Consider the following 24901-nt stretch of genomic DNA (forward strand, 5'->3'; position numbering starts at 1 on the left):
CGCGACCCGAGATCGAGAACACGTCCTCGACCGGCATCAGGAACGGCTTGTCCACGTCGCGCTGCGGCTCCGGGATCCAGGTGTCCAGCGCATCGACCAGCTTCAGGATCGACGGCACGCCGATGTCCGTCTGGTCGCCTTCCAGCGCCGAACGCGCCGAACCGGTGATGATCGGGGTGTCGTCGCCCGGGAAATCGTACTTGCTCAGCAGCTCGCGGACTTCCATCTCCACCAGCTCCAGCAGCTCGGCGTCGTCCACCAGGTCAGCCTTGTTCAGGTAGACCACGATGTACGGCACGCCCACCTGGCGGGCCAGCAGGATGTGCTCGCGGGTCTGCGGCATCGGGCCGTCAGCGGCCGAGCACACCAGGATCGCGCCGTCCATCTGAGCGGCACCCGTGATCATGTTCTTCACGTAGTCGGCGTGGCCCGGGCAGTCAACGTGCGCGTAGTGACGGGTCGGGGACTCGTATTCCACGTGCGCGGTCGAGATCGTGATGCCGCGCGCCTTCTCTTCCGGCGCCGCGTCGATCGCGTCGTAGGCCTTGAACTCGCCGCCGAAGCGCTCGGCGCCCACCTTCGTCAGCGCCGCCGTCAGCGTCGTCTTGCCGTGGTCAACGTGACCGATGGTGCCCACGTTCACGTGGGGCTTGGTGCGCTCAAACTTACCCTTGGACATTAGCGTGTACCCGGTGGATTCAAGGAGGGGTTTTGGTGCTCATGACTGGAATCGAACCAGCGACCTCTTCCTTACCAAGGAAGTGCTCTACCGACTGAGCTACATGAGCGGAATTTTGGGTCGAACGGTGAAGCTTTCAATCCAATGGAGCGGGAGACGGGAATCGAACCCGCATGATCAGCTTGGAAGGCTGAGGTTCTACCATTGAACTACTCCCGCCCTGCCGGACCGATTCACTGGCCTTGCCGAGCTGGTGGAGGGAGGTGGATTCGAACCACCGAAGGCGTAAGCCAGCAGATTTACAGTCTGCCCCCGTTGGCCGCTTGGGTATCCCTCCGTCAGGGAGCCCGTAATTTTCAGGGCGACGGGCGCAAATGTCAACGCCCTTCGCACATCAATTTCACCGGACTCACACGTTGAAGCGGAAATGCAGGACGTCGCCCTCCTGCACCAGGTACTCCTTGCCCTCCAGGCGCAGGCGCCCGGCGTCGCGGGCCCCGGACTCGCCCCGGTACTTGATGAAGTCCTCGAAAGCGATGGTTTCGGCCCGGATGAAGCCCTTTTCGAAGTCGGTGTGGATCACCGCGGCCGCCTGCGGGGCGGTGGCGCCCTTGCGCACCTGCCACGCCCGGACCTCCTTCACGCCGGCGGTGAAGTAGGTCTGCATGCCCAGCAGGGCGTAGCCGGCCCGGATGACGCGGTTCAGGCCCGGCTCGTCCAGGCCCATCTCGGCCAGGAACTCGGCGCGGTCGGCGTCCTCGAGCTGGGACATTTCCTCCTCGATGGCCGCGCTGACCGGCACCACCTGGGCGCCCTCGCGCTCGGCCCGGGCCCGGACCAGGTCAAGCATCGGGTTGTTCTCGAAGCCGTCCTCGAGCACGTTGGCCACGTACATCACCGGCTTGAGCGTCAACAGGAACAGGTCGCGCACGACCGCCCTGTCCTCGTCCGAAAGCGCCAGGGCGCGGGCCGGCGTGCCCTCGTCGAGGCCGGCGCGCAGGCGCGCCAGGACCTCCTTGCGGGCGATCGCGTCCTTGTTGCCGGTCTTGGCCTCGCGCTCGGCGCGGTTGAGGGCCTTTTCCACCGAATCCAGGTCGGCCAGGGCCAGTTCGGTGTCGATGGTTTCGATGTCCGAGATCGGATCAACCTTGCCGGCGACGTGCACGATGTCCGGGTGGTCGAAGCAGCGCACGACGTGGGCGATGGCGTCCACCTCGCGGATGTGGGCCAGGAACTTGTTGCCCAGGCCCTCGCCCTTGCTGGCGCCGGCGACCAGGCCGGCGATGTCCACGAACTCGAACGAGGTCGGGATGACCTTCTGCGGCTTGACGATCTCCGCCAGCTGGTTCAGGCGCGGGTCGGGCACCGGCACCACGCCCGTATTGGGTTCGATGGTGCAGAACGGGAAGTTCGCCGCGGCGATGCCCGCCTTGGTGAGCGCGTTGAACAGGGTGGACTTGCCGACGTTGGGCAGGCCGACGATGCCGCATTTGATGCCCATGATGGGGGTGTCTTCCTCAGGATTTGGGAGTGTGCAGGCGTTTCATCGCCTCGGGGAACCGGCCGTCCACGGCCAGCGGCAGCACCGCCAGGGCCTCGTCGATGGCGCGCAGGATGCCCGCCTCGTCGTCCTTGCCGGGCCTGCCGAGCACCCAGGGGGTGACCCTGTCCTTGTGCCCGGGGTGCCCGATGCCGATGCGCAGGCGATGGAACTTGCCGTGGCCCAGGTGCTGCATGGTGTCACGGATGCCGTTCTGGCCCCCGTGGCCGCCGTCGAACTTGAGCCGGGCCAGGCCGGGGGCCAGGTCCAGGTCGTCGTGGGCCAGCAGGGCCTGTTCGGGTTCGATCTTCCAGTAACGCAGCGCCGCGGCGACCGAGCGGCCGGACGCATTCATGAAAGTGGCCGGGCGCAGCAGCCAGAGGCTGCGGCCGGCGATCTCGACCTTGGCGGTTTCGCCGTGGAGCTTGGATTCCAGGCCGAAACGCCCCCCGGCCTGCGCGGCCAGGGCGTCCAGAAACCAGAACCCGGCGTTGTGCCGGGTCCGGGCGTATTCGGCGCCGGGATTGCCCAGGCCGACGATGAGTCGTAGCGATGACACGGAGGCGGTCCTCGTTCGCCGCCCCGGCCTGGGCCGGGGCGGCGCGCGGGATTACTTCTTCTTCGCGTCGTCGCCGGCTTCCGGCTTGGCGACCTTGGCGACCTTGGCGGCCGGCACCTCGGCCGACTCGGCGGCAGCCTCGTCTTCCTCGACCTCGACGCGGGCATGGCGGGCGATGACGATCGCCAGGTCATGTTCCTTGCCGTGGGCCAGGGCCGGGATGGTGACGCCCTTGGGCAGCTTGATCTGCGAGAGGTGCACGATGTCGCCGACGACCAGCCCGGACAGATCGATTTCCAGGAACTCCGGGAGGTCCTTCGGCAGGCAGCTGACTTCGACTTCGTTGAGCTCGTGGGTGACCACGACGCCCGCCGACTTGCCGGCCGGGGAGGTTTCCTGGTTCACGAAGTGCAGCGGCACCTTGGCGCGCAGGGCTTCGTTCTCGGAGACGCGCAGGAAGTCCAGGTGCAGGATCTGCTGCTTGAACGGGTGGCGCTGCATGTCACGCAGCAGCACCTTCTCGACCTTGCCGTCGACGTCCAGGTCGACGATGGCCGAGTAGAACCATTCGTTCTGGCTGGCGATCCACAGGTGGTTGTGCTCGATCTGGATGCTCATGGGGTCCTTGTGACCGCCATAAACGATGGCCGGCACGTGACCGCTGCGACGGAGGCGGCGGCTCGCACCCTTGCCCTCGTCCTTGCGGCCGGTGGCCGTGAGATTGTGATTGGTAGCCATGTTGATGTTGCCTTCTTCAAGTGATGCGCCCTTCGGCGCGTTCCGCGTTGCCCGCGACCAGGCCCCGCGTCGTTCCCGGTCCGGGAATCGGGCATCGGCGCGACACGCCGATGCCCGATGCCCCGCCGGGGTCAATCCACGTACAGCGAACTCACCGACTCGCCGAAGGCGATGCGGCGGATGGTTTCAGCCAGCAGCTCGGCGACGCTGAGCTGGCGGATGCGCGGACAGGCCCGCGCGGCTTCCGACAGCGGGATGGTGTCGGTGACCACCAGTTCGTCGAGCTGCGAGTTGGTGACGTTGGCGATGGCCGCGCCCGACAGCACCGGGTGGGTGCAGTAGGCCACGACCTTCTTCGCGCCGTTGGCCTTGAGCGCGCCGGCGGCGGCGCACAGGGTGCCGGCGGTGTCGACGATGTCGTCGACCAGCACGCAGGTCTTGCCCTCGACGTCGCCGATGATGTTCATGACGGTGGCGACGTTGGCCTTCGGACGGCGCTTGTCGATGATCGCCAGGTCGGCGTCGTCGAGCCGCTTGGCGATGGCCCGGGCGCGCACCACGCCGCCGACGTCGGGCGAGACCACGATCAGGTTGTCGGTGCCCTGGCTGCGCCAGATGTCCGCCAGCAGCAGCGGCGAGGCATAGACGTTGTCCATCGGGATGTCGAAGAAACCCTGGATCTGGTCGGCGTGCAGGTCGACCGTGAGCACGCGGTCGGTGCCGACGGCGCTGAACATCTTCGCGGCCACCTTGGCGGTGATCGGCACGCGCGCCGAGCGCATGCGCCGGTCCTGGCGGGCATAGCCGAAATACGGCACCACCGCGGTGACGCTGGCGACCGAGGCGCGCTTGAGCGCGTCGATCAGCACCAGCAGCTCCATGAAGTTCTCGGCGGTCGGCGCGCTGGTGGACTGGATGACGAACACCTCCTGCCGGCGCACGTTCTCCTCGATCTCGACCTGCACCTCGCCGTCGGAGAACTGCCCCACCTGGGCCTTGCCGAGCGGAATGCCGAGCTGTCGGCAAACCGCCAGCGCGAGCGGCCGGTTGGCGTTGCCGGTGAAGACGAGCAGGTTCTGCTTGCTCATGGGGGCTGGCTTCCGCGTTGGAGGTGGACGACGAGCGAAACGTCGGATGGCTGGGGCGGTAGGATTCGAACCTACGAAATGCCGGGATCAAAACCCGGTGCCTTAGGCCACTTGGCGACGCCCCACCGCTGGATTGTTTTGCCCCGGGCCCTAGGCCGCGGACAGCGCCCGGTGCAGGGGCGACAGGTCCACGCCATCGGCCACCCAGGCACGCATTCCCGCGGGAAGGCGCGCCAGCGCGGCCTCGGCGTCGGCGCGCGCGTCGAAACGCGCGAAACAGCCGCCGCCGGTCCCGGTAAGGGCCGCCGGACCGAACTGCGCCAGGGTGTCCAGGGCCGTGGCCACGGCTTCCGAACGACGACGCAGCACCGGCTCGAAGGCATTGCCGAGCGAAGGGCCTGAAACGAAGTCCGATATTGTCGCCGGCGGCGCATCCCGGGTCAAATCAGGCGCTTGGAAGAGCTCCGCGGTGGGCACCGACACGCCGGAGTCGACCAGCAGGTAGCTGGCCGGCGGCAGGTCCAGGGGCGTCAGCAGCTCCCCCACCCCTTCGGCCCAGGCGCTGCGCCCGCGCACGAACACCGGCACGTCGGCGCCCAGGGCCAGGCCCAGCACGGCCAGCCGGGCTTCGCCCAGGCCGGTGCCCCACAGATGGTCCAGCGCCACCAGCACGGTGGCCGCATCCGAAGACCCGCCGCCGAACCCGCCGCCCAGCGGAATGCGCTTTTCGACGACGATGTCTACGCCGAGGGGCGTTTTCGACTCCGATTTAAGGAGTTTAGCCGCACGCACCACCAGGTCTTCGGCTTCCGGAACGGCGTAGCCCTGGCCCGACTCACGCCGCACCCGGCCGTCGTCGCGCAGGCGCAGCTTCACGGTGTCGCCCCAGTCCAGCAGCTGGAAGACCGTCTGCAGGCGGTGGTAGCCGTCGGGGCGGCGGCCGGTGATGCGCAGGAACAGGTTGAGCTTGGCCGGTGCCGGCCAGGCGCTCCAGCCCCCCTCGCTCACGGCGCCTCCCAGGCGTCCACGGCCAGGCGCACCGAGGCCCCGTCGCGGCTGGCAAAGACCCGCGCCGGACGGGGCGCCGGGCCGGCCGTCCAGCCCCGGTATTCGACCGACCAGCCCTGCTGGACGATCAGCGCAGGCAGGCCCCCGGGCCCGAATTCGATATGCGCCGGACCCGGCGCGCGGCCCCCGCGCACCCAGTGGCTCAGCGCCTGAACCGGGATGTCCCAGCCGGTGGCGTCGGCCAGCAGGCGGCGGGCGTCGGGGCCGGCCAGCGGTCCGCCTTCCAGCCCCTCCAGCCGCGCCTCGCCGTCGCCGCCCTGCAGGCGCCAGCTGGCCCGGGTCACCGGCGCCGACAGCCGGATGTCGAAGGCATCCCCCTGCTGCGCCCAGTCGATGCGGCCGCTGCCGCCCTCGCCGCCGGCACTGACGGCGAGCCGGCCCTGCAGGCGCCAGTCGGGCTGCGCCGCCAGCGAGGCCTCGTGCGCCGCCTGCGCGGCCAGCAGGGCGGCGTCGGCGCTGTTGCGTACCGGCGCCGGCGCACAGGCCGCGAGAGCGAGCAGCAGGCCGGCCAGGGCAAGGCGACGGCAAATAAATACGGAATTCATTCGGCGTGGGACTCCAGCGTTTGTTTCAGCAAGGAATGGTCGGGATCGAGGCGCAGGCCGGCATTCCAGATGTCGCGCGCCTCGCCGCGCTGTCCGAGCTGCCAGAGCACCTCGCCCAGATGGGCGGCGATCTCGGGATCGCGGCGGGCCGCCCAGGCCTGGCGCAGCAGCTTCAGGGCGCTGTCGTGGCGGCCGAGCTTGAAATGCACCCAGCCGACGCTGTCGAGGATCGCGCCCGAACCGGGCGAGAGCTCCAGCGCGCGCTCGAGGTAGGGCAAGGCCTCCGACCAGGCTTCCCGGTGCACGGCCAGGGCATAGCCGTAGGCATTGAGCGCCTGGTGGCTGTCGGGGTGGTCGTCGAGGATCAGCTGCAGGTCGGCCAGCGACGCATCGATGCGCCCTGCCCGCTCGTGCAGCATGGCGCGCGCGTACAGCAGCGCCGGGTCGGATTCGAAGACTTCCAGCGCCCTTCCCAGGCTGGCCAGGGCTTCGTCGCCGCGGTCGCGGCGCTCCAGCAGCTCGGCTTCCAGCAGGTAGGCGTCGCGGATGTATTCGCCGTCGGCGGCCTGGTCCACCTGCAGCTCGTGCAGGGTGGCCAGGGCCTCGTCGTAGCGGCCGAGGCGCCCTTCGGCGCCGGCAAGGCGCAGCATGGCCTGGTCGTGGCCCGGCCCTCGCGGCACGGACCGGTACCAGGCCTCGGCCTCGGTCCAGCGCCGCAGGCTCTCGGCCAGCAGGCCCAACAGCAGGCGGCGCTCGGGGCCGGGCGCCGCGTCCATGTCGGCGATCTCCGCGTACAGGCCTCCGATGGCCTTGCGGTCACTGTCGGCGATCAGCCAGCGGGCGCGCTGGCGAAGGGTTTCCTCGTCCTGGGGGCCATGGCCCAGCGTCGCCGCAGCCGCGATCCGGTCGCCCAGCAGCGCGTACTGGCGGGCGGCAGCGCGGCGGAGCTCGGGTGCCAGCGCGGCCGGGTCGCCCAGCCCGGCCAGCTGCTCGCGGGCGGCTTCATCGCGGCCTTGTTCGCGCAGGCGCGCCGATTCGAGCAGCAGCGCCCGCGGGTCTTCGGGGAAACGCTCCACGCCCTCCACCACCAGGCGCTCGGCCAGCGGCCGGTCCTCCAGGCGCCGGGCCAGGCCGGCCACCGCCAGCCAGCCGCCCAGGCTGGACGGCATGCGGTTGGTTTCATACAGCCCGCGCAGGACCTTTCGCGCCACTGCGGCCCGGCCTTCGCGGGCGTCGCCCAAGGCCGAAAGCAGCACCGGGAAACCGGCCGGGTTGTCCGGGTCCATCAGCCGCGCCGCCTCGATGCCGGCGGCTTCCGCATCGCCCTGGTCCAGCGCCAGCTGGATGGCCGCGGCCGCGGCCGGAAGCGAGCCGGGAACCAGTTCACGCCAGCGGGCGATCGCCGCCGCTGCCGACTCCGACTGTCCGGCCAGAAGCGCGACACGCGCCGCGCGTTCGACCAGGCCCGGATCGCGGGAAGCCTGCGCCGCCCGCAGGTAGTGCCCGGCCGCCTGCCCGAAGTCCCCGGCCTGCAGGGCGAATTCGCCGGCCATCACCGGCTCCAGCACGTCGGCCGGCTGCGCGGCCGCGGTCGTGGCCCCGGCCAGGGCCAGGACCAGCAGGGCGATCGGTCGGGATTTGCTCCAGGTCATGGGGATTTGGCGGGCACCGGCTAGACTATGCGCCGGAACCCACGAGAGCCCAGCCCGTCGAAGCTTAGCGCACGCCGGGCCGCCAACGACCCAAGCCAGCCATGCCCCTGCTCGCCCTCGGCCTCAACCACCAGACCGCGCCGCTCACGCTGCGTGAACGGGTGGCGCTGGACGCGGGCCAGCTGCCGGCGGCGCTCGATGGCCTGGGCGCGGTCGCCGGCGTGGCCGAAGCCGCCCTGCTTTCAACCTGCAATCGCACCGAAATCTACGCCCAGGTCGAGGACGGCGCCGAGTCGGCCGTGTCCGACTGGCTGGCGATGTACCACGGCCTGGCCCCGGCCACGCTGTCGGATTACCTCTACCTGCACCGCGACGACGACGCCGTGCGCCACCTGTTCCGGGTGGCGACGGGTCTGGACTCGCTGGTCCTGGGTGAACCGCAGATCCTGGGCCAGGTGAAGGATGCCTGGCAGGCCGCGCGTGGCCAGCACCGCCTGCGCACGCCGCTGGACCGACTGTTCCAGCAAAGTTTCCAGGTCGCCAAGCGCGTGCGCACCGACACCCGCATCGGCGCGCACCCGGTGTCCGTGGCCTACGCCGCGGTGCGCCTGGCGCGCCAGGTCTTCAGTGAGCTCGATCGTGCCACCGTGCTGCTGATCGGCGCCGGCGACACCATCGAGCTGGCCGCGCGCCACCTGGTGGACGCCAGGGCGAAACGCCTGCTGGTCGCCAACCGCACGCTAGAACACGCCCAGACCCTGGCCAGTCGCCACGGCGGTTATGCGCTGCCGCTCTCGGAGCTGCCGCGCCACCTGCCCGAGGCCGACATCGTCATCACCGCCACCGCCTCGCGCGAACCAGTGCTGCGCCACGACGTCGTCCAGGCCGCGCTCAAGGCGCGCCGCCACCGGCCGGTGTTCATGCTCGACCTAGCCGTGCCGCGCGACATCGAGGCCAGCGTCGCCACGCTGCCCGACGTCTACCTGTACACCGTCGACGACCTGGAACAGGTGATCGAGGAAAACCGCGCCTCGCGCCGCGAAGCCGCCGAACAGGCCCAGGCCATCATCGACCTGCAGGTCGAGCACTACATGGCCTGGTGGCGCGCGCAGGGCCGGCAGGACGCGCTCAAGGCGCTGCGCAGCCGCGGCGAATCGGCGCGCGCCGAAGCCCTGGCCCGCGCCCGCGAACAGCTGGCCGCCGGCCGGTCGCCCGAGGAAGTGCTCGACCGCCTCGCCCACCAGCTGACCAACAAGCTGCTGCACGGCCCCTCGAGCGCCCTGCGCCAGGCCGCGCTGGACGGCGACCTGGACCTGCTGCGCGCCGCCGAGCGCCTGTACAAGGACGACGATGACACCCGGCCTGCGCCGTAAGCTCGAAGCCCTGGCCGAACGCCACGAGGAAGTCGGCCGCCTGCTCGCCGACCCCGGCGTGCTGGCCGACAACAGCCGCTTCCGCACGCTTTCCAAGGAATACGCGCAGCTCGAGCCGGTCGCCGCCGGCCTGGCCGCCTGGTCGCAGGCCCAGCGCGACCTGCAGGCCGCCGAAGGCATGCGCGAGGACCCCGAGCTGCGCGAGCTGGCCGAGGAGGAAATCCCGACCGCCCGCCAGCGCCTGGCCGAACTCGATCAGTCGCTGGCGCTGCTGCTGGTGCCGCGCGACCCGCGCGACGAAGCCAACCTGTTCCTCGAGATCCGCGCCGGCACCGGCGGCGACGAGGCGGCGATCTTCGCCGGCGACCTGTTCCGCATGTACGCGCACTACGCGGAACGCAAACGCTGGAACGTCGAAGTGGTGTCGGCCAGCGAAGGCGAACACGGCGGCTACAAGGAGATCATCGCCCGCGTCGAAGGCCGCGGCGCCTATTCGCGACTGAAGTTCGAGTCGGGCACCCACCGCGTGCAGCGCGTGCCGGCCACCGAATCGCAGGGCCGCATCCACACGTCGGCGGCAACGGTGGCGATCCTGCCCGAGCTGGACGAAGTGGACGAGATCGAACTGCGCGACGGCGACATCCGCGTCGACACCTTCCGCGCCTCCGGCGCCGGCGGCCAGCACGTGAACAAGACCGACTCGGCCATCCGCATCACCCACCTGCCCTCGGGCATCGTGGTCGAGTGCCAGGACGAACGCAGCCAGCACAAGAACCGCGCGCGGGCGATGTCGCTGCTCAAGGCGCGGCTGCTGGACGAGGAACGTTCGAAGCAGGCCGCGGTGCAGGCGCAGTCGCGCCGGCTGCAGGTGGGCAGCGGCGACCGCAGCCAGCGCATCCGCACCTACAACTTCCCGCAGGGCCGCATTACCGACCACCGCGTCGAAGGGCTCACGCTATACGCGCTGCCGCAGGTGATGGCCGGCGACCTGGACGAGCTGGTCGACCGCCTCACCCGCGAACACCAGGCCGACGAACTCAAGCTGCTGACGGAGGCCGCATGAGCGCCGGCGACGCCTTCATCCCGCTGTCGCTGTGCGTGCTGACCGTCTCCGACACCCGCGGGGCGGACCAGGACAGCTCCGGCGACTACCTGTGCGATGCGCTCGCCGAGGCCGGCCACCGCCTGCACGAACGCGCCATCGTGCGCGACGACAAGTACGCGATGCGCGCGCTGGTCTCGCGCTGGATCGCCGACGAGGCCGTGCACGGCATCCTGGTCACCGGCGGCACCGGCTTCACCGGCCGCGACTCGACGCCCGAGGCGCTGGCGCCGCTGCTGGACAAGCAGATGCCGGGCTTCGGCGAGATGTTCCGCGTACTGAGCTTCGAGGAGATCGGCACCAGCACCCTGCAGTCGCGCGCCTTCGCCGGCCTGGCGAACGCCACCTTCGTGTTCGCCCTGCCCGGCTCCACCTCGGCCTGCCGCACCGGCTGGGAAAAACTGATCCGCGCCCAGCTCGATGCGCGCACCCGCCCCTGCAACCTCGCCAACCTGCGTCCACGCCTCCGGGAGTCCTGACGTCCATGAAGCGCAAGGAATACGAAAAGGAACTCGAGCCGCTGCAGGTGGAACTCAACCAGGTGGCGCGCTGGCTCGAACACACGGGCAAGCGCCTGGTGGTGCTGTTCGAAGGCCGCGATACCGCCGGCAAGGGCGGCACCATCAACGCGATCGCGGAAACACTCAATCCGCGCCAGACCCGTATCGCCGCCCTGGCCAAGCCCAGCGAGCGCGAACAGGGCCAGTGGTACTTCCAGCGCTACGTGCCCTACCTGCCGGCGGCGGGCGAGATCACGCTGTTCGACCGCAGCTGGTACAACCGCGCCGGCGTCGAGAAGGTGATGGGCTACGCCACGCCGGAACAGGTGAAGGCTTTCCTGCGCCAGGTGCCGGTGTTCGAGAAGATGCTGGTGGACGACGGCATCATGCTGCTCAAGTACTGGCTGGCGGTCGACCAGGCGCAGCAGGAAGAGCGTTTCGCCGAACGCGCGAAGGACCCGCTCAAGCGCTGGAAGCTCTCGCCGATCGACATCAAGGCCCGCGAGAAATATGCCGAGTACGGCAAGGCCCGCGACGCCATGTTCGAGGCCACGCACCGACCGGAAGCGCCGTGGACGGCGGTGGATTTCAACGACCAGAAGCGCGGGCGCCTGACGCTGATCCGGCACCTGCTCGACCAGCTGCCCGACCACGACGTGCCGCGTTCGCGCGTCTCGCTTCCGGCGCTGAAGGCGCCGCCGGGCAAGGAGCGCTACACCGGCCCGGTCAAACCGATCCCGATGGCCTACTAGGCCTCGCCGTCGATGGCGGCGATGTCGGCCGCCAGTTCCTGCGACGTGATCGGGCCCAGGTATTTTTTCGCCACCTTGCCCTGCGGATCGACCAGGTAGGTCATCGGCAGGCCGCGCGGCGTATCAAAATCGGCCGGCGGGTCGTACACGTCGAGCAGCGCGATCGGGTAACCCGCCGGGTGTTTTTCCAGGAAGGCGCGCATGTCGGCGGCTTCGATTTCTTCGTAGGCCAGGCCAATCACCAGGACGTCCTCGCGTGCGGCGTCGAAGGCGGTGAGGTCGGGGATTTCCTTCAGGCAGGGCTTGCACCAGGTCGCCCAGAAGTTCACCACCACCCACTGCCCGCGCTGCTGCGCCAGGTCGAAGGGACCGTGGTCGAGCGTGTCCACGATCAGGCGCGGATGGCTGGGCATAGCGCTGCCTTCCGGCGGCGCGGCCAGGCTGTCGGCGGGCGCCGGCGCGGGATCGGCGACGGCCGGCGCGGCGACGGTTTCGGCCGCTGGCTCCGCGGCGGGCTGGCAGCCGGCGAGCAGGCCCAGAAGCAGGACGGCAGGGAAAGTGGTCTTCATGGGCGGGCATTGTCCGGGTCGGGAGTGAAGAAACTGCCGACGCTGCGCGAAAGCGGCTCGGCGAGAGGTTCCTGCAGGTTGGCCAGCGCGCGTGCGGCATCGCGGCCGATGCGGTCGTCGAAGCCCGGCAGGCCGTGGATCGGCCCGGGCACGCGCAGCGCCAGCCCTTCGTGCAGCTCGCCCAGGCTGACCGCGTCCAGGTCGCGGCTGAGCAGCCATGCGCCGTCTTCGGCCCGGCGCAGGATGTTGAGCCGGCACAGGCCGCCGAGCATGCGCTGGAGCAGATCGTCCGTGAACATCGGCTCGATGTCCTGCAGTTCGGCGATATGCAGTCCCCGGCCCGCGCGCCGCGCCTGGTTGAGCCGGCCGAGCAGGCGCAGGTAGGCGTACATCTCCATGCCGTCGGGCAGCTGCAGCGCCTTGGGCTGGTAGCGGAAGGACGACAGCGAGGCTGCGAAACTCGCGCCCAGCAGCACCACCACCCAGCTCAGGTACAGCCACAGCATGAAGATCGGCACGACCGCGAGGGCGCCATAAAGCTGCTCGTAGGTCGGCACGCCCAGCAGGTAGGCGGCGAAGCCGCGTTTGGCCAGTTCGAACAGGATGCTGGCGAACAGGCCGCCGGCCAGCGCGAAGCGCAGCGGCACGCTGCGGTGCGGGATCAGCCAGTAGGCCAGCGTGAACACCAGCAGCTCGACCACGTTGGGCAGGTAACCCAGCAGGCGCGTGCCCCAGCTGGTGGCCTCGCCGGACCAGACCGGCAGCGAAAACAGGTAGGACGTGACCGCGAGGCTGGCGACCGCGCCCAGCGTGCCCAGGGTCAGCAGGGTCCAGTAGATCAGGAAGCGCAGCAGGCCCGAACGCGGCGTCGGCACGCGCCAGACGCGGTTGAAGGTGGATTCGATGTTCCACATCGTCAGCAGCAGCGACACCAGCAGGGCCGCCACGCCGGTGACGGTGAGCTGGCGGGCGCTGAGCGCGAAGTCACGCAGGTGGCTTTCGACGACCCGCGCCGAGCTCGGCACGAAGTTGGAGAACACGAAGTTGGTGAGCTTGCCGCTCCACGCGTCGAAGACCGGGAAGGCCGACAGGATGCCGAAGACCACCATCGACAGCGGTACCAGCGCGAACAGGGTGGTGTAGGACAGCGCGCCGGCAGTTTCGAAGCAGCGGTCGTCCAGGAACCGGTTCCAGAGGAAACGGAAGAAGGACTGGATGCGTTCGCGGTCCAGGCGGTGCCACCATTGCCGGAGCGTCCGGGTCATCTGCATCGGCCAAGCCTAACAAACCGGTCGGTGCCGGGAATATCCGCGATAATGGCTGCCCCCGACCCTCACGGTAAGCCCATGTCCGAAGTCCTGGTCCTGTACTACAGCCGCGGCGGCTCGGTCGCCGCGCTCGCGCGCCAGGTCGCCCGGGGCATCGGCGAAGTGCCTGGCATGCAGGCCCGGCTGCGCACGGTGCCGCCGGTCGCCCCGGTCACCGAAGCCGCCGCCCCGCCGGTTCCCGACGAGGGCGCGCCGTACGCCAGCCGGGCCGACCTGGACGAGTGCGTGGGCCTGGCCCTGGGCAGCCCGACTCGTTTCGGCAACATGGCCGCACCGATGAAGCACTTCATCGATTCGCTGGGCGCCGAGTGGGCCTCGGGCACGCTGGCCGGCAAGCCGGCCGCGGTGTTCACCTCCACCGCGACCCAGCACGGCGGCCAGGAGTCGACCCTGCTGAGCATGATGCTGCCCCTGCTGCACCACGGCATGCTGGTGCTGGGCATCCCCTTCACCGAAGCCGCCCTCAACACGACCCGCAGCGGCGGCACGCCCTACGGCGCCAGCCACGTCGCCGGCGCCGAAGACGACCCGGCGCTGTCGGACGAGGAAAAGCAGCTGGCGCGGGCCCTGGGCCGGCGCCTGGCCGAAACTGCCCGGAAGCTGCAGGCATGAGCCGTTCGGGCAGGCTGGCGGCCGTGTCGATCCTGGCGCTGTTCGCGCTGCAGCTGGCCTGGCGCCTGTGGCTGGCGCCACCGGTCCAGGCGGCGCCGTGGATGATGGCGCTGTATTTCAGCCTGCCGATCCTGCCGGCGGTGGTGCTGGTGCTGCTGCGGCACCGACGCGCGGGTTTCTGGGGCGCGCTGGCCGCCCTGCTCTATTTCTGCCACGGCGTGATGCTGGCCTGGTCGGCGCCGGAAGTGCGCGCGTTGGCCCTGGCCGAAACGCTGCTGTCGGCGGTGCTGGTGCTTTCGGCCAGCTGGGACGGCATGCGCGCCCGTTTCGCAGCCCGCCGCGCCGGCAAGCCGGCCGTATAATCGCGCCGCGAAGGAGAACCCCATGCAAGAACTTCTGGTCGTCACCACCGGCGGCACCATCGACAAGGTGTATTTCGACGACAAGTCCGATTTCCAGATCGGCGAGCCGCAGATCGGCAGGATCCTGCAGGAGCTGGGCGTGGCTTTCCGGTTTTCGGTGATTCCGATCATCCGCAAGGACAGCCTGCACATCACCGCCGAAGACCGCGAGCTGCTGCGCGCGACGATCGCCGCCCAGCCGGCGGCGCACGTGCTGGTGACCCACGGCACGGACACGATGGTGGACACGGCGAAGGTGCTGGCCGCGATTCCGGGCAAGACGATCGTGCTCACCGGCGCCCTGAATCCGGCCCGCTTCCGCGGCTCCGACGCCGAGTTCAACGTCGGCACCGCCGTCGGCGCCGTGCAGTCCCTGCCGCCGGGCGTCTACATCGCCATGAACGGCCGCATCTGGGACCCCGCCCAGGTCCGCAAGAACGTCGCCGCCAACCGCTTCGAAGCCATCGGTGGTTGAAACCCCCGCGGCCGCGTTGCGGCCTTGCACGTAGAGCAGAGACCGCAAACCTGGTCGCCTCCCCCTCCGGCCGGCTGAATTGGCCGGGTGGCGCCGCCGCTTTGCGAGGTGGGGCGCCGCCCGGCTTCTTGCTGGCGCCATCCCTGGCAGCAAAAGCCGGCCGCTCCGGGCCTCCTGCCCTACGCTTCGGACCCCACCTCGCAAAACGACGACGCCCCGACTTCAGTCAGCGGCCTTCAGGGACGTGAAATGGCCGGCGGTCGGGCGCCGCGTCTGAGGCCTTGCTGATTCACGAAACACGACAGCGAGCTCGCGCCAAATTGCGTGCCCGCAGGCCGCCCGGAAAATCGGTGCGGTGACGTGATACGAGGGGTCTTGGCAGAAACGCAGGGCAGGACGCCCGGAGTGGCCCGGCGTTTGCTGCCAGGGACGGCGTTAGCAAGACGCCGGGCGGACAAGACCCCTCGTGTCGCGGCGCCGTCCCCGGCAATGGCACCCGGCCGAAGGGCCCAGCAAAAAAAGACCCCGGCGCAAGGCCGGGGTCCAGGGGGTGTTGCGTGGAGCGCTGGATCAGAAGGTGACCGACCAGCTGTTGATGTAGCCGGTGTCGCCGCGGGCGTTGTCGTTCACCCGGAGCTTCCAGGTGCCGTTCAGCGCCTCGGAGGACAGGTTCACCGTGTAGGTGCCGATCACGTTGTTGGCGCTGCCGCCGCTGCGGTTGTGCAGGTTGTACAGCGAACCGTCCGGCGCGACCAGGTCGATGCGCAGGTCACCCTTCCAGCTGTGGCGGACGTCGATCGCCACCGAGGCGTTGCTCGGGGCATTGCCGCTGCGGCCGGACACCGGGATCGGGCTCTCGACGGTCGAGTTGTCGCGGATCTGGTAGTCGGCGGTGTTGCTGTAGGTCTGCGGCTGGCCACCACCACCACCACCCTCGGTGTAGTTACCGACCAGGCTCACGCCCGAGAAGCTCGAGTAGGCCTTCACGCGCACGTGGTAGGTGCCGGCCGACGGGGCCGCGATGGTGCAGGTCTCGGTGTTGCCGCTCAGGTACGGACGGCAGATGTAAGAGCTGTCGGTCGGCTGGTTGCCGAACTGCACGTACAGGTCCGCGTCGCCGGTGCCGCCGGACATGTTGAAGACCAGGTTGCTGGCGCCCGCGGGCACCGACAGGGTGTAGTACAGCGAGTTGCCCGTGCTGGCCGAGAGGTTGGTCACGGCCACGCCCTTGGTCAGCGATCCACCGGTCGGCGGCGGCGGCGGGGGCGGCGGCGGCGGGTTGCTGCCACCACCGGCCAGGGCCACGAGCGCATTGGCGTCGACGATGCCGGCGCCGCAGCCGCCCGAGCACGAACCCGACAGCGCATAGGCGGTCGACTTCAGGTTGGCTTCGACCTGCGACGGGGTCCACAGCGACAGGCCCAGGGCCAGGCGACGGCTCTGCGCCAGCGCGACGGCGCCGGCCACGTGCGGCGAGGCCATCGAGGTGCCGTTGTACGACGCGTAGCTTTCGGCGCCCGGACCCTGCGAACCGCTGTTGAGCGTGGACAGGATGTTCGAGCCCGGGGCCGAGACGTCGATCAGCGTGCCGTAGTTCGAGAAGCTCGAACGCGCGCTGGAGCTGGTGACCGAGGCGACCGCGACCACGTTGTTGCAGCTGGCCGGCGAGAAGTTGGCGACGTTGGCGTTGCTGTTGCCGGCGGCCACCACCACGGTGGTGCCACGGCTGACCGCGCCGTTGATCGCGTTCTGGGTCAGCGTGTCGCAGCTGCCGCTGCCTCCCAGGGACATGTTGATGACGTCGGCGACGTTGGCCGCGCTGAGCGTCGGCACGCCGGAAACGGTGCCGCCGGAGGCCCAGGTGATAGCGTCGGCGATGTCCGAGGTGTAACCACCGCCGCGGCCCAGCACGCGCACCGGCATCACCTTGGCGCCCCACGCGGTACCGGCGACGCCCTTGGCGTTGTTGGTGACCGCGGCGACGGTGCCGGCGACGTGGGTGCCGTGCCAGCTGGAACCGTTGCCGCCGTAGTAGTCGCCCGGATCGCTCGGATCGGAGTCGCGGCCGTTGCCGTCGCCGGCGACGGTGGCGTCGTTGATGAAGTCGTAGCCGCCGACGATGTTGGCATTGAGGTCGGAGTGGCTGACGTGGCCGGTGTCGAGCACGGCGACGATGATGCCGCTGCCGTTGGCAACGTCCCAGGCCTGGTTGGCGCGGATGCCGGCATCGGCGTCGAAGTAGCCCCACTGCTGGCTGTAGCTGCTGTCGTTCGGCGTCAGGGTGTGCTGCAGCAGGCGGTCGACCTGGACGAACTCGACGTTCGGATTCGCGGCGATCTGGCGCATCAGCGCCTCGGCTTCGGCCGCGCCCAGCTTCTGGGTGGTCGAGATGACGTCGGCGCCCAGCGACATGCGGCGCACGTGGCGCGCGACCAGCGGCTTGGATGCACGGGCATCGCCGCGCTTTTCGCGGCTGGCCTGGATGAACTGGTTGGCGCCTACCGACGCGGCCTCCAGCGAACGACGCAGGGCGGCGGGGTTCTGGGCTTCAGGCGCACTTTCCTTGTACTTGACGATGAAGCGGTCGAACTGCTTGCCCGGCTCGAGGCCGGTGGTCTGGACCTGGGCGGCGAAGGAGGAGCCGGCGAGGGCCAGCGAGGTGGCCGCGACGATTCCGCGCAGGCGGAGCTTGCGAGAGAGTTTGCTCACGATGATTGGATCCCCGAAAAGGTGATGGCAACGAAGGCCGCCGGGCGGCCGTGTGTGCATCCTTGCCCCGGGTCCCCTGGGAGTGCCTTCCCCTGACGGGCCATACCTGGCCTCGAATGTGAACAGGGGGGGGGCGGCATACCACCCGGATGTGTGACGAACGTCTCAGCTTCGTGACACCCGATCGAACCTAGCGTGACGACAGTCACGGGTCAAGCGGCCACGCAGCAATAATCCGACCGTTCGTCGGTCAGATTCGGGAGGTGTCAGGGGAAGGCTACAGCGCTGCCGGAAGGGACAAAATCGCTGTCCCGACGCGCAAGTGCGCGCCGCTTCAGAAGATGCCGGTTTCCAGGCGCGCGGCGTCGGACATCATGGTCTGGTTCCAGGGTGGGTCGAAAACCAGTTCGACATCGGCCTCGACGATCGTGGGCACCTGCTCGACCTTGTCGCGCACGTCCTGCACGAGGATGTCGCCCATGCCGCAGCCGGGCGCGGTAAGCGTCATGCGGATGTTGACGATGCGATCGCCGCTTTCATTGCGGGCCAGGTCGCAGTCATAGACCAGGCCGAGCTCGACGATGTTGACCGGGATCTCCGGGTCGAAGCAGGTGCGCAGCTGGTCCCAGACCATCTTTTCGACCTCGGCGTCGCCCGCGCCCTCGGGCAGCTCGAGCGGCGCCGGCTGCTCCTTGCCGATCGCGTCGGCATCGGGCCCGGCGATGCGGAACAGGTTGCCGTCGACGAAGACGGTGAACGAACCGCCCAGGGCCTGGGTGATGTAGCCGGCGGTACCGGCCGGCAGGGTGACTTCCTCACCCTGGGGCACCATGACGGCAGGGCAGTCGCGTTCGAACCTGACCGGTTCGCTGGTTCGGGAGTAGCTCACTCGGGTATCGCCTGGCGGGAAACGCGGCTATTTTAGCCCGCCACGACCCCGGTAAACCGCATTGAACCAAACGCAGCATCCCCGCCCCGCCCTCGCGACCGCCGTGGACTGGCTGCTGCCCGCCCTGGCCTGGGTCGCCGGGGTGCTCGGCATGGTCGCGCTCTGGAGCGTGGTGTCGCTCTGGCTGCGCAGCCCCAGCGGCTGGCTGGCCCTGGTGGCGGCGCTGGACCTGGCCCTGCTGCTGAGGCTGTCGGCGATGCCGCCGGGTCGCGCGCGGGCCTGGGCGGCCGTTGCCGGGACGGCGCTGGCGATCGCGCTGGGCTACTGGTTCCACGCGGCGATCAGCATGGGCCTGATGCTGGGCCTGCAGCCGGTCGACTCGGCCCTGCGCCTTGGACCGGTGCTGGCCGGCGAGCTGCTGCGCCACGCCACCAGCGCCTGGGACATCGCCTGGGCGCTGCTGGCGCTGCCCCTGGCCTGGAAGCTTGCCCGGTAGGAGCGCCTTCAGGCGCGAATCCCTTCTTTGCCGAAGGCAAAGCCAGAAGATTCGCGCCTGAAGGCGCTCCTACATCCCGTTCAATGGGATCAGGGACGGCGGGCCAGTTCCGCTTCGACGTCGGCCTTGGCCTTGGGCATCAGGTCCTGCTTGGTCACGCCCAGCAGCAGCAGGATCGGGCAGGCCACCAGGATCGAGCTCAGGGTGCCGATCACGATGCCGATCATCTGCGATTCCGCCATGCCCTTGAGCGAATTGCCGCCGTACAGGTACAGCGCCAGGATCGTCAGGAAGGCCACGAACGAGGTGATGATCGTGCGCGAGAGCGTCTGGTTGATCGAGCGGTTCAGCACTTCCTTGGGCTCGAGCTTGCTGAGCATGCGGAAGTTCTCGCGCACGCGGTCGAACACGACGATCTTGTCGTTGATCGAGAAACCCATCACCGACAGGATGCCGGCCAGCACGGTCAGGTCGAACTCGTGCTGGTTCAGCGCGAACCAGCCGCAGACCAGCAGGATGTCGCCGAGCGTGGCCACCACCGAGGCAATCGCGAACTTGAACTCGAAGCGGATCGCGATGTAGGCCAGGAAGCCCAGGGCCACGAAGATCGCCGCGTACACGCCGTTGAGCGCCAGTTCGTTGCCGATCTGCGGGCCCACGAAGTCACTGCGCACCACCTTGCCCGGGTTGTCCGCGGTCTGGGCGGCGGCGAGGATCTCCGCGCCCGCCTGCTGGGTGGGCGCCGATTCCACCGGACCGGTGCCTTCGGCCACCTCGGGCGGCTGCAGGCGGATCACGATGTCGTTGCCCGAGCCGAAGGTCTGCACGATCGGATTGTCGAAGCCGGAGGCTTCCAGACGTCCGCGGATGCCTTCGACGTCGGCCGCCTTCTCGAACTCGATCTCCACCACCGTGCCGCCGGTGAAGTCCAGGCCGTAGTTGAAGCCCTTCGTGGCCAGGGCGAACACCGCCACCGCCATCAGCGCGATGAACACGCCGAGGGTGACGTGCCGCGCCGCCATGAAATTGATCTTGCTGTCGGACGGGAAGAGTTCCACGCCGTCTCTCCTGAAATTTGTTTAGATCGAGACCTTGGCGAGCTTCTTGCGCTTGCCGTAGATCAGGGTGGCGATGCCACGCGACACCGAGACCGCCGTATACATCGAAGTGATGATGCCGAGGATCAGGGTGATGCCGAAGCCGCGGATCGGGCCGGAACCGAACACCGCCATCGCCACGCCGGCCAGCAGCGCGGTGGTGTTGGCGTCGGTGATGGTGCCGGAAGCCTTGTCGTACCCGTTCGCGATCGATGCCAGCGGCGTGTTGCCGTTGCGCAACTCCTCGCGGATTCGTTCGTTGATCAGCACGTTCGCGTCGACGGACATGCCGACCGTCAGCGCGATGCCGGCCAGGCCGGGCAGCGTCAGCGTGGCGCCGATGACCGACATCAGGGCCACCACCATCAGCAGGTTCAGCAGCAGCGCCACGTTGGTGACGATGCCGAACATCTTGTAATAGACCAGGAAGAACACCAGCACCAGCATGAACGACCAGAACACGGCGTTCAGGCCGGCCTCGACGTTCGCGGCGCCGAGGCTCGGGCCGATGATGCGCTCCTCGATGATCACCATCGGCGCCGCCAGCGAGCCGGCGCGCAGCAGGCGGGCCAGGTCGGTGGCTTCCTGCTGGCTGTCCAGGCCGGTGGTCTGGAAGTTCTTGCCGAACACGCCCTGCAGGGTCGCGGCGTTGATCACCTCTTCGCTGACGCGGGTGGTGATCACTTCCTTGCCGTCGACCATGCGCACGTCGGGGATGGTCTCGATGTAGACGGCCGCCATCAGCTGGCCGACGTTCTCGCGGGTGTGGGCCAGCATGCGGTTGCCGCCCGAGCTGTTGAGCTCGATCTGCACGGCCGGGCCGCCGCCCTGCGGGTCCGGGTTGGAGGTGGCGTTGACCAGCTGGTCGCCGGAAACGATGACCCGGCGCGAAAGCAGGATCGGACGGCGGTTGCCGGCGGCGTCGACTTCGCGGCTCATGTACAGGCGCGCGTTCGGCGGCACGACGCCGGTGGCGGCAGCCTGCTGGGCCTTGGTGCCGTAGTCGATGACGTGGCGGTATTCGAGCGTGGCGGTCGCGCCGATCAGCTTGCGGGCCTCGGCGGTGTCCTGCACGCCGGGCAACTGCACGACGATGCGGCTCTCGCCCTGGCGCTGGATGACCTGCTCGCCGACGCCCAGGCTGTTGATGCGGTTTTCGAGCGTGGTGCGGTTCTGTTCGATCGCGCCGTCCATGATCGTCTGCACCAGGGTCGGCGTCAGGCGCGCCAGCAGGCGGCCCGGCTCGCCGTTGTCCACTTCCACCTGCAGTTCCGGCGCCTCGCGCTGGATCGCCGAGAACACCGCCGGCACGTCGGCCGGGTCCTTGAGCAGCACCTGGATGCCGTCGTTGGTGCGCGAGACGCTGGTGTAGGCGAACTTGCCCTCGCGCAGCACGCCGGAGATCTCGTCGGCAAAGCCGTTGCTGCGCTTCTCGATGGCGGCCTGCTGGTCGACTTCAAGCAGGAAGTGCACGCCACCCTGCAGGTCCAGGCCCATGGACATGGACCGGGCGCCGAAGGCCCCCAGCCAATCCGGCACCGTCGAGGCCAGGTTCAGGGCGACGGTGTACTGCGAACCCAGGGTTTCGCGCAGCGAGTCGGCGGCGCGGGTCTGGTCGTCGGTGCCGTTGGTCCGCACCACCAGGCTGTCGCCCTCGATGGCGACCGCCTTGGCGTCGATGCCCTGCTGCTCCAGCGCCGCCCGCACGCGGATCATCAGGGCGTCGTCGATGGCGCCGCCGCGGTTGGCCGCGACCTGCACCGCCGTGTCCTGGGGATACAGGTTGGGCAGGGAGTAAAAAACCGAAAGCGCGATCAGGATCGCGGCGAGGACGTACTTCCAGGTGGCGTACTGAAGCATGGGCGACAACCGTAGGCGGCCCGTCAGGGCCGTGGATGGATCGGATGGGGACGGATCAGGCCGACTTCAACGTGCCCTTGGGCAGGACGGCGGTGATGGCGCCACGCTGGACCTTGATGCTGACCCGGTCGGCCACCTCGACGGTGACGAAGGATTCGCCGAGGTCTTCGATGCGGCCGGCCAGGCCGCCGCTGGTGAGGACTTCGTCGCCCTTCTGCAGCTTGGCGATCAGTTCGCGGTGTTCCTTGGCCTTCTTCATCTGCGGACGCAGCAGCAGGAACCAGAACACGACGAACAGGATGACGAGCGGCAGCAGGCTCATCAGGGGGTTGCCTTGGGGCGCACCGCCGGCCTGGGCGGCCGCGGGGGAAACCAGGAAATCGAGCAGGTTCATGGACTTGCGTATCCGAGGGAAAAGACCAGCGGGCAAGTATGCCACAGGGCGCCCTGGCCCTTGTGGGAGGGACTTCAGTCCCGAAGCCCTCAGGCCTTGGCCAAAGGCCAAAGCTTCGGGACTGAAGTCCCTCCCACAAGGGCGAGAGATTCGCGCCCGAAGGCGCTCCTACGGGGGGGCGGGCGAAGCGGCGCGTGCGGCGTGGAAGGCGGCGCGGAAGTCCTGGAAGCGGCCGGCTTCGATGGCGGCGCGGATGTCGCGCATCAGCTGCTGGTAGTGGTGCAGGTTGTGGATCGTCGCCAGCATCGAGGCCAGGATCTCGTTGCAGCGCTCCAGGTGGCGCAGGTAGGCGCGCGAATAGCCGCTGCGGCAAGTGTAGCAGGTGCAGCCCTCCTCGATCGGGCGCAGGTCCTTCTCGTACTGCGCGTTGCGGATCCGCACCTGCCCGCCGCGTACGAAATAGTGGCCGTTGCGCGCATTGCGGGTCGGCATCACGCAGTCGAACATGTCGATGCCACGCGCCACTGCCTCCACGATGTCCTCCGGCTTGCCCACCCCCATCAGGTAACGCGGCTTGTCGGCCGGCAGCTGCGGGCACAGCGCGTCGAGCGTCGCGTCGCGTTCCTCCGGAGGCTCGCCGACCGCCAGCCCGCCAACCGCATAACCATCGAAGCCGATGTCCAGCAGTCCCGCCGCCGAACGCGTGCGCAGCTCCGGCCAGGTCCCGCCCTGCACGATGCCGAACAGCGCCGCGTCGTTGCCTTCGTGCGCGCGCTTGCTGCGCTCGGCCCAGCGCAGGCTCAGCTCCATCGACGTGCGCGCCACCGGCTCGGTGGCCGGGTACGGCGTGCATTCGTCGAAGATCATCACGATGTCCGAGTCCAGCGCGCGCTGCACCTGCATGCTGACCTCGGGCGACAGGAACACCCTCGCCCCGTCGGTCGGCGAGGCGAAGGCCACGCCCTCCTCGCTGATCTTGCGGCGCTTGGCCAGCGACCACACCTGGAAGCCGCCGCTGTCGGTCAGGATCGGCCCGTTCCACTTGCAGAAACCGTGCAGGCCGCCGTGCGCCTCGATCACCTCCATGCCCGGCCGCAGCCACAGGTGGAAGGTATTGCCCAGGATGATCTCGGCGCCGATCTCGCGAAGGGACTCGGGCAGCATCGCCTTCACCGTGCCGTAGGTGCCCACCGGCATGAAGGCCGGCGTTTCCACGGTGCCGCGCGGGAAGTGCAGGCGGCCGCGGCGGGCAAGGCCGTCGTTGGTGATGTGTTCGAAGCGAAGGCGGCTCATGCGGAGTCCCCGGCTTCACGCATCGGGACTGAAGTCCCTCCCACAGGGGTCTGGTCGGGGAACAGGAGCATGGCGTCGCCGTAGCTGAAGAACCGGTAGCGCTCGCGCACCGCGTGCGCGTAGGCGGCCAGCACGCGATCGCGCCCGGCGAAGGCGGAGACCAGCATCATCAGCGTGCTTTCCGGCAGGTGGAAGTTGGTGACCAGGGCGTCCACCGTCGTGATGCGGTGGCCCGGGAAGATGAAGATGTTGGTGTCGCCGGCATACGGTTTCAGGCCGCCGTCACGGGCGGCGGTTTCCAGCGCGCGCACCACCGTCGTGCCCACCGCCACCACCCGGCCGCCGGCTGCGCGCGTGCGCGCCACCTGCTGGCACAGCTCGGCGCCGACGTTCAGCCATTCGCTGTGCATCGTGTGCTCGCGTATTGACTCCACGCGCATCGGCTGGAAGGTGCCCGCGCCGACGTGCAGGGTGACGTGGCCGAACTGCACGCCCTTGCCCTGCAGCGCCGCCAGCAAGGGCTGGTCGAAGTGCAGGCCGGCGGTGGGTGCGGCGACCGCGCCGGTGTGGCGGGCGAACAGGGTCTGGTAACGATCGAGGTCCTCGCGGCCGGCCTCGCGCTGGATGTAGGGCGGCAGCGGCATGCGGCCGGCGCGCAGCAGCAGTTTTTCCAGCGGCTCGTCGGTAAGGAAACGCAGGCGGTAGAACTCGCCCTCGCGGCCGAGCACCTCCAGCGCCGTGCCTTCGTCGAGCGTGATGCGGCCGCCGGGCTTGGGCGACTTGCTGGCGCCGACCTGGGCCAGCACCTCGTGCCCGCCCAGCAGGCGCTCGAGCAGGATCTCCACCCGGCCACCGCTTTCCTTGGTGCCGAACAGGCGGGCCGGGATCACCCGCGTGTCGTTGAACACCAGCAGGTCGCCCGGCTGCAGGTAGTCCGGCAGGTCGCGCACTTGGCGGTCTTCGTAGGCGCCCTGCCCCGGCGGCACCACCAGCAGGCGGCTGGCGGAACGTTCGGCGAGCGGCGCCTGCGCGATCAGCTCGGGCGGCAGGTCGAAATGGAAATCGGACTTCTTCAAGGGGGCGTCGGCACGTGGCGGGCAGGCATTATCCCCAAGAAACGGGGTATGGTTAACTTTCGCGCGGCGGAAGTGAACCTGACCCCGTTCTTACAACCAGCCCTTG

The 24901-nt window shown here is 69.2% G+C and carries 25 protein-coding genes, 4 tRNA genes and 1 pseudogene; 8 read left to right on the forward strand and 22 right to left on the reverse strand.

What is annotated here, in order from left to right; genetic code table 11:
- From ACE3TE_RS11975 to ACE3TE_RS12030, 12 genes are all read right to left on the reverse strand, one after another.
- On the reverse strand, nt 1–679 hold a 679-nt coding region (locus ACE3TE_RS11975; protein ID WP_374605272.1), incomplete at its 3' end, for a GTP-binding protein.
- A gap of 33 nt (nt 680–712) precedes the next feature.
- Nucleotides 713–788, reverse strand: a tRNA-Thr gene (locus tag ACE3TE_RS11980).
- A 36-nt stretch (nt 789–824) separates the two neighbouring features.
- A tRNA-Gly gene (locus ACE3TE_RS11985) sits at nt 825–898 on the reverse strand.
- Nucleotides 899–930: 32 nt separating this feature from the next.
- Nucleotides 931–1016 (reverse strand) — tRNA-Tyr (locus ACE3TE_RS11990).
- A 72-nt stretch (nt 1017–1088) separates the two neighbouring features.
- Nucleotides 1089–2180: a redox-regulated ATPase YchF gene (gene ychF, locus ACE3TE_RS11995; RefSeq protein ID WP_374605274.1), complete on the reverse strand. Its 1092-nt coding sequence runs from the start codon at nt 2178–2180 to the stop codon at nt 1089–1091.
- A 16-nt stretch (nt 2181–2196) separates the two neighbouring features.
- On the reverse strand, nt 2197–2778 hold the full coding sequence (gene pth, locus ACE3TE_RS12000; protein WP_374605276.1) for an aminoacyl-tRNA hydrolase: 582 nt from the start codon (nt 2776–2778) through the stop codon (nt 2197–2199).
- Between the two features lie 51 nt (nt 2779–2829).
- Nucleotides 2830–3516: a 50S ribosomal protein L25/general stress protein Ctc gene (locus ACE3TE_RS12005; protein ID WP_374605278.1), complete on the reverse strand. Its 687-nt coding sequence runs from the start codon at nt 3514–3516 to the stop codon at nt 2830–2832.
- Between the two features lie 131 nt (nt 3517–3647).
- Entirely contained in the window at nt 3648–4604 is a 957-nt protein-coding gene (locus tag ACE3TE_RS12010; RefSeq protein WP_374605280.1) for a ribose-phosphate diphosphokinase, read from the reverse strand.
- A 47-nt stretch (nt 4605–4651) separates the two neighbouring features.
- Nucleotides 4652–4729, reverse strand: a tRNA-Gln gene (locus ACE3TE_RS12015).
- A 25-nt stretch (nt 4730–4754) separates the two neighbouring features.
- Nucleotides 4755–5612, reverse strand: coding sequence for a 4-(cytidine 5'-diphospho)-2-C-methyl-D-erythritol kinase (ispE, locus tag ACE3TE_RS12020; protein ID WP_374605281.1), 858 nt, complete (start codon nt 5610–5612; stop codon nt 4755–4757).
- Entirely contained in the window at nt 5609–6217 is a 609-nt protein-coding gene (gene lolB, locus ACE3TE_RS12025) for a lipoprotein insertase outer membrane protein LolB (protein WP_374605283.1), read from the reverse strand. The genes ispE and lolB overlap by 4 nt, the downstream gene beginning before the upstream one ends.
- Nucleotides 6214–7869: a tetratricopeptide repeat protein gene (locus ACE3TE_RS12030; RefSeq protein WP_374605285.1), complete on the reverse strand. Its 1656-nt coding sequence runs from the start codon at nt 7867–7869 to the stop codon at nt 6214–6216. Before ACE3TE_RS12030 ends, lolB begins: the two co-directional genes overlap by 4 nt.
- Nucleotides 7870–7970: 101 nt before the next feature.
- Between ACE3TE_RS12030 and hemA the strand changes: the two genes are divergently transcribed.
- Genes hemA through ppk2 form a run of 4 tightly spaced genes read left to right on the forward strand, consistent with a single transcriptional unit; the run spans nt 7971 to nt 11596 of the window.
- The gene (gene hemA, locus ACE3TE_RS12035) at nt 7971–9242 is read left to right on the forward strand and encodes a glutamyl-tRNA reductase (RefSeq protein WP_374605287.1); all 1272 of its coding nucleotides are present in this window, start codon (nt 7971–7973) and stop codon (nt 9240–9242) included.
- The gene (gene prfA, locus ACE3TE_RS12040; protein WP_374605288.1) at nt 9220–10305 is read left to right on the forward strand and encodes a peptide chain release factor 1; all 1086 of its coding nucleotides are present in this window, start codon (nt 9220–9222) and stop codon (nt 10303–10305) included. The genes hemA and prfA overlap by 23 nt, the downstream gene beginning before the upstream one ends.
- Nucleotides 10302–10823, forward strand: a complete 522-nt coding sequence (gene moaB, locus ACE3TE_RS12045; RefSeq protein WP_374605290.1) for a molybdenum cofactor biosynthesis protein B — start codon at nt 10302–10304, stop codon at nt 10821–10823. The genes prfA and moaB overlap by 4 nt, the downstream gene beginning before the upstream one ends.
- Nucleotides 10820–11596, forward strand: coding sequence for a polyphosphate kinase 2 (ppk2, locus tag ACE3TE_RS12050; RefSeq protein WP_374605311.1), 777 nt, complete (start codon nt 10820–10822; stop codon nt 11594–11596). The genes moaB and ppk2 overlap by 4 nt, the downstream gene beginning before the upstream one ends.
- On the opposite strand, the gene ACE3TE_RS12055 is transcribed toward ppk2, so the two are convergent.
- Both ACE3TE_RS12055 and ACE3TE_RS12060 read right to left on the reverse strand, forming a co-directional pair.
- A complete protein-coding gene (locus ACE3TE_RS12055; protein WP_374605292.1) occupies nt 11593–12165 on the reverse strand; it encodes a TlpA family protein disulfide reductase in 573 nt (190 codons plus the stop codon). The two genes, ppk2 and ACE3TE_RS12055, sit on opposite strands and share 4 nt — an antisense overlap.
- Nucleotides 12162–13436, reverse strand: coding sequence for a YihY family inner membrane protein (locus ACE3TE_RS12060; protein ID WP_374605293.1), 1275 nt, complete (start codon nt 13434–13436; stop codon nt 12162–12164). The genes ACE3TE_RS12055 and ACE3TE_RS12060 overlap by 4 nt, the downstream gene beginning before the upstream one ends.
- A gap of 75 nt (nt 13437–13511) precedes the next feature.
- Between ACE3TE_RS12060 and wrbA the strand changes: the two genes are divergently transcribed.
- Genes wrbA through ACE3TE_RS12075 form a run of 3 tightly spaced genes read left to right on the forward strand, consistent with a single transcriptional unit; the run spans nt 13512 to nt 14981 of the window.
- Nucleotides 13512–14105 carry an NAD(P)H:quinone oxidoreductase gene (gene wrbA, locus ACE3TE_RS12065; RefSeq protein WP_374605295.1) on the forward strand — a complete coding sequence of 198 codons (594 nt, stop codon included), beginning with the start codon at nt 13512–13514 and terminating at the stop codon, nt 14103–14105.
- Complete coding sequence (locus ACE3TE_RS12070; RefSeq protein WP_374605297.1) at nt 14102–14467, forward strand: DUF2069 domain-containing protein; 366 nt, start codon at nt 14102–14104, stop codon at nt 14465–14467. The genes wrbA and ACE3TE_RS12070 overlap by 4 nt, the downstream gene beginning before the upstream one ends.
- A 22-nt stretch (nt 14468–14489) precedes the next feature.
- The gene (locus ACE3TE_RS12075; protein ID WP_374605299.1) at nt 14490–14981 is read left to right on the forward strand and encodes an asparaginase domain-containing protein; all 492 of its coding nucleotides are present in this window, start codon (nt 14490–14492) and stop codon (nt 14979–14981) included.
- Between the two features lie 570 nt (nt 14982–15551).
- Here the strand turns inward: ACE3TE_RS12075 and ACE3TE_RS12080 are convergent.
- From ACE3TE_RS12080 to sufT, 3 genes and pseudogenes are all read right to left on the reverse strand, one after another.
- A complete protein-coding gene (locus ACE3TE_RS12080; RefSeq protein ID WP_374605313.1) occupies nt 15552–15941 on the reverse strand; it encodes a proprotein convertase P-domain-containing protein in 390 nt (129 codons plus the stop codon).
- A pseudogene (locus ACE3TE_RS12085) lies at nt 15921–17696 on the reverse strand (S8 family peptidase); the annotation flags it as partial. The pseudogene ACE3TE_RS12085 and the gene ACE3TE_RS12080, both read right to left, overlap by 21 nt.
- 328 nt (nt 17697–18024) lie before the next feature.
- Nucleotides 18025–18579, reverse strand: coding sequence for a putative Fe-S cluster assembly protein SufT (gene sufT / locus ACE3TE_RS12090; RefSeq protein ID WP_374605300.1), 555 nt, complete (start codon nt 18577–18579; stop codon nt 18025–18027).
- A gap of 103 nt (nt 18580–18682) precedes the next feature.
- On the opposite strand from sufT, the gene ACE3TE_RS12095 reads away from it, so the two are divergent.
- A complete protein-coding gene (locus ACE3TE_RS12095) occupies nt 18683–19075 on the forward strand; it encodes a hypothetical protein (RefSeq protein WP_374605302.1) in 393 nt (130 codons plus the stop codon).
- A gap of 89 nt (nt 19076–19164) precedes the next feature.
- Here the strand turns inward: ACE3TE_RS12095 and secF are convergent, their stop codons facing one another.
- The 5 genes from secF to queA form a co-directional block, all read right to left on the reverse strand.
- Entirely contained in the window at nt 19165–20097 is a 933-nt protein-coding gene (gene secF / locus ACE3TE_RS12100) for a protein translocase subunit SecF (protein ID WP_374605315.1), read from the reverse strand.
- Between the two features lie 57 nt (nt 20098–20154).
- Nucleotides 20155–22032: a protein translocase subunit SecD gene (secD, locus tag ACE3TE_RS12105; RefSeq protein WP_374605304.1), complete on the reverse strand. Its 1878-nt coding sequence runs from the start codon at nt 22030–22032 to the stop codon at nt 20155–20157.
- 55 nt (nt 22033–22087) lie between these two features.
- On the reverse strand, nt 22088–22426 hold the full coding sequence (gene yajC / locus ACE3TE_RS12110; protein ID WP_374605306.1) for a preprotein translocase subunit YajC: 339 nt from the start codon (nt 22424–22426) through the stop codon (nt 22088–22090).
- Nucleotides 22427–22594: 168 nt separating this feature from the next.
- Nucleotides 22595–23719 (reverse strand): tRNA guanosine(34) transglycosylase Tgt, encoded by a 1125-nt coding sequence (gene tgt / locus ACE3TE_RS12115; protein ID WP_374605308.1) that lies wholly within the window; start codon nt 23717–23719, stop codon nt 22595–22597.
- Nucleotides 23716–24795, reverse strand: coding sequence for a tRNA preQ1(34) S-adenosylmethionine ribosyltransferase-isomerase QueA (queA, locus tag ACE3TE_RS12120; protein WP_374605309.1), 1080 nt, complete (start codon nt 24793–24795; stop codon nt 23716–23718). The genes tgt and queA overlap by 4 nt, the downstream gene beginning before the upstream one ends.
- Nucleotides 24796–24901: the final 106 nt, after the last annotated feature.

The sequence above is a fragment of the Arenimonas sp. genome, from assembly GCF_041919775.1.
In the GTDB taxonomy this organism is placed as follows: domain Bacteria; phylum Pseudomonadota; class Gammaproteobacteria; order Xanthomonadales; family Xanthomonadaceae; genus Arenimonas.

Coding starts and splice junctions, on each gene's coding strand:
- ACE3TE_RS12010 (WP_374605280.1), bottom strand. CDS start 4,604: ATGAGCAAGCAGAACCTGCTCGTCTTCACCGGCAACGCCAACCGGCCG.
- ACE3TE_RS12060 (WP_374605293.1), bottom strand. CDS start 13,436: ATGCAGATGACCCGGACGCTCCGGCAATGGTGGCACCGCCTGGACCGC.
- moaB (WP_374605290.1), top strand. CDS start 10,302: ATGAGCGCCGGCGACGCCTTCATCCCGCTGTCGCTGTGCGTGCTGACC.
- wrbA (WP_374605295.1), top strand. CDS start 13,512: ATGTCCGAAGTCCTGGTCCTGTACTACAGCCGCGGCGGCTCGGTCGCC.
- secF (WP_374605315.1), bottom strand. CDS start 20,097: ATGGCGGCGCGGCACGTCACCCTCGGCGTGTTCATCGCGCTGATGGCG.
- ACE3TE_RS12030 (WP_374605285.1), bottom strand. CDS start 7,869: ATGACCTGGAGCAAATCCCGACCGATCGCCCTGCTGGTCCTGGCCCTG.
- hemA (WP_374605287.1), top strand. CDS start 7,971: ATGCCCCTGCTCGCCCTCGGCCTCAACCACCAGACCGCGCCGCTCACG.
- ychF (WP_374605274.1), bottom strand. CDS start 2,180: ATGGGCATCAAATGCGGCATCGTCGGCCTGCCCAACGTCGGCAAGTCC.
- prfA (WP_374605288.1), top strand. CDS start 9,220: ATGACACCCGGCCTGCGCCGTAAGCTCGAAGCCCTGGCCGAACGCCAC.
- lolB (WP_374605283.1), bottom strand. CDS start 6,217: ATGAATTCCGTATTTATTTGCCGTCGCCTTGCCCTGGCCGGCCTGCTG.
- ACE3TE_RS12005 (WP_374605278.1), bottom strand. CDS start 3,516: ATGGCTACCAATCACAATCTCACGGCCACCGGCCGCAAGGACGAGGGC.
- ACE3TE_RS12075 (WP_374605299.1), top strand. CDS start 14,490: ATGCAAGAACTTCTGGTCGTCACCACCGGCGGCACCATCGACAAGGTG.
- ACE3TE_RS12055 (WP_374605292.1), bottom strand. CDS start 12,165: ATGAAGACCACTTTCCCTGCCGTCCTGCTTCTGGGCCTGCTCGCCGGC.
- ACE3TE_RS12070 (WP_374605297.1), top strand. CDS start 14,102: ATGAGCCGTTCGGGCAGGCTGGCGGCCGTGTCGATCCTGGCGCTGTTC.
- yajC (WP_374605306.1), bottom strand. CDS start 22,426: ATGAACCTGCTCGATTTCCTGGTTTCCCCCGCGGCCGCCCAGGCCGGC.
- tgt (WP_374605308.1), bottom strand. CDS start 23,719: ATGAGCCGCCTTCGCTTCGAACACATCACCAACGACGGCCTTGCCCGC.
- secD (WP_374605304.1), bottom strand. CDS start 22,032: ATGCTTCAGTACGCCACCTGGAAGTACGTCCTCGCCGCGATCCTGATC.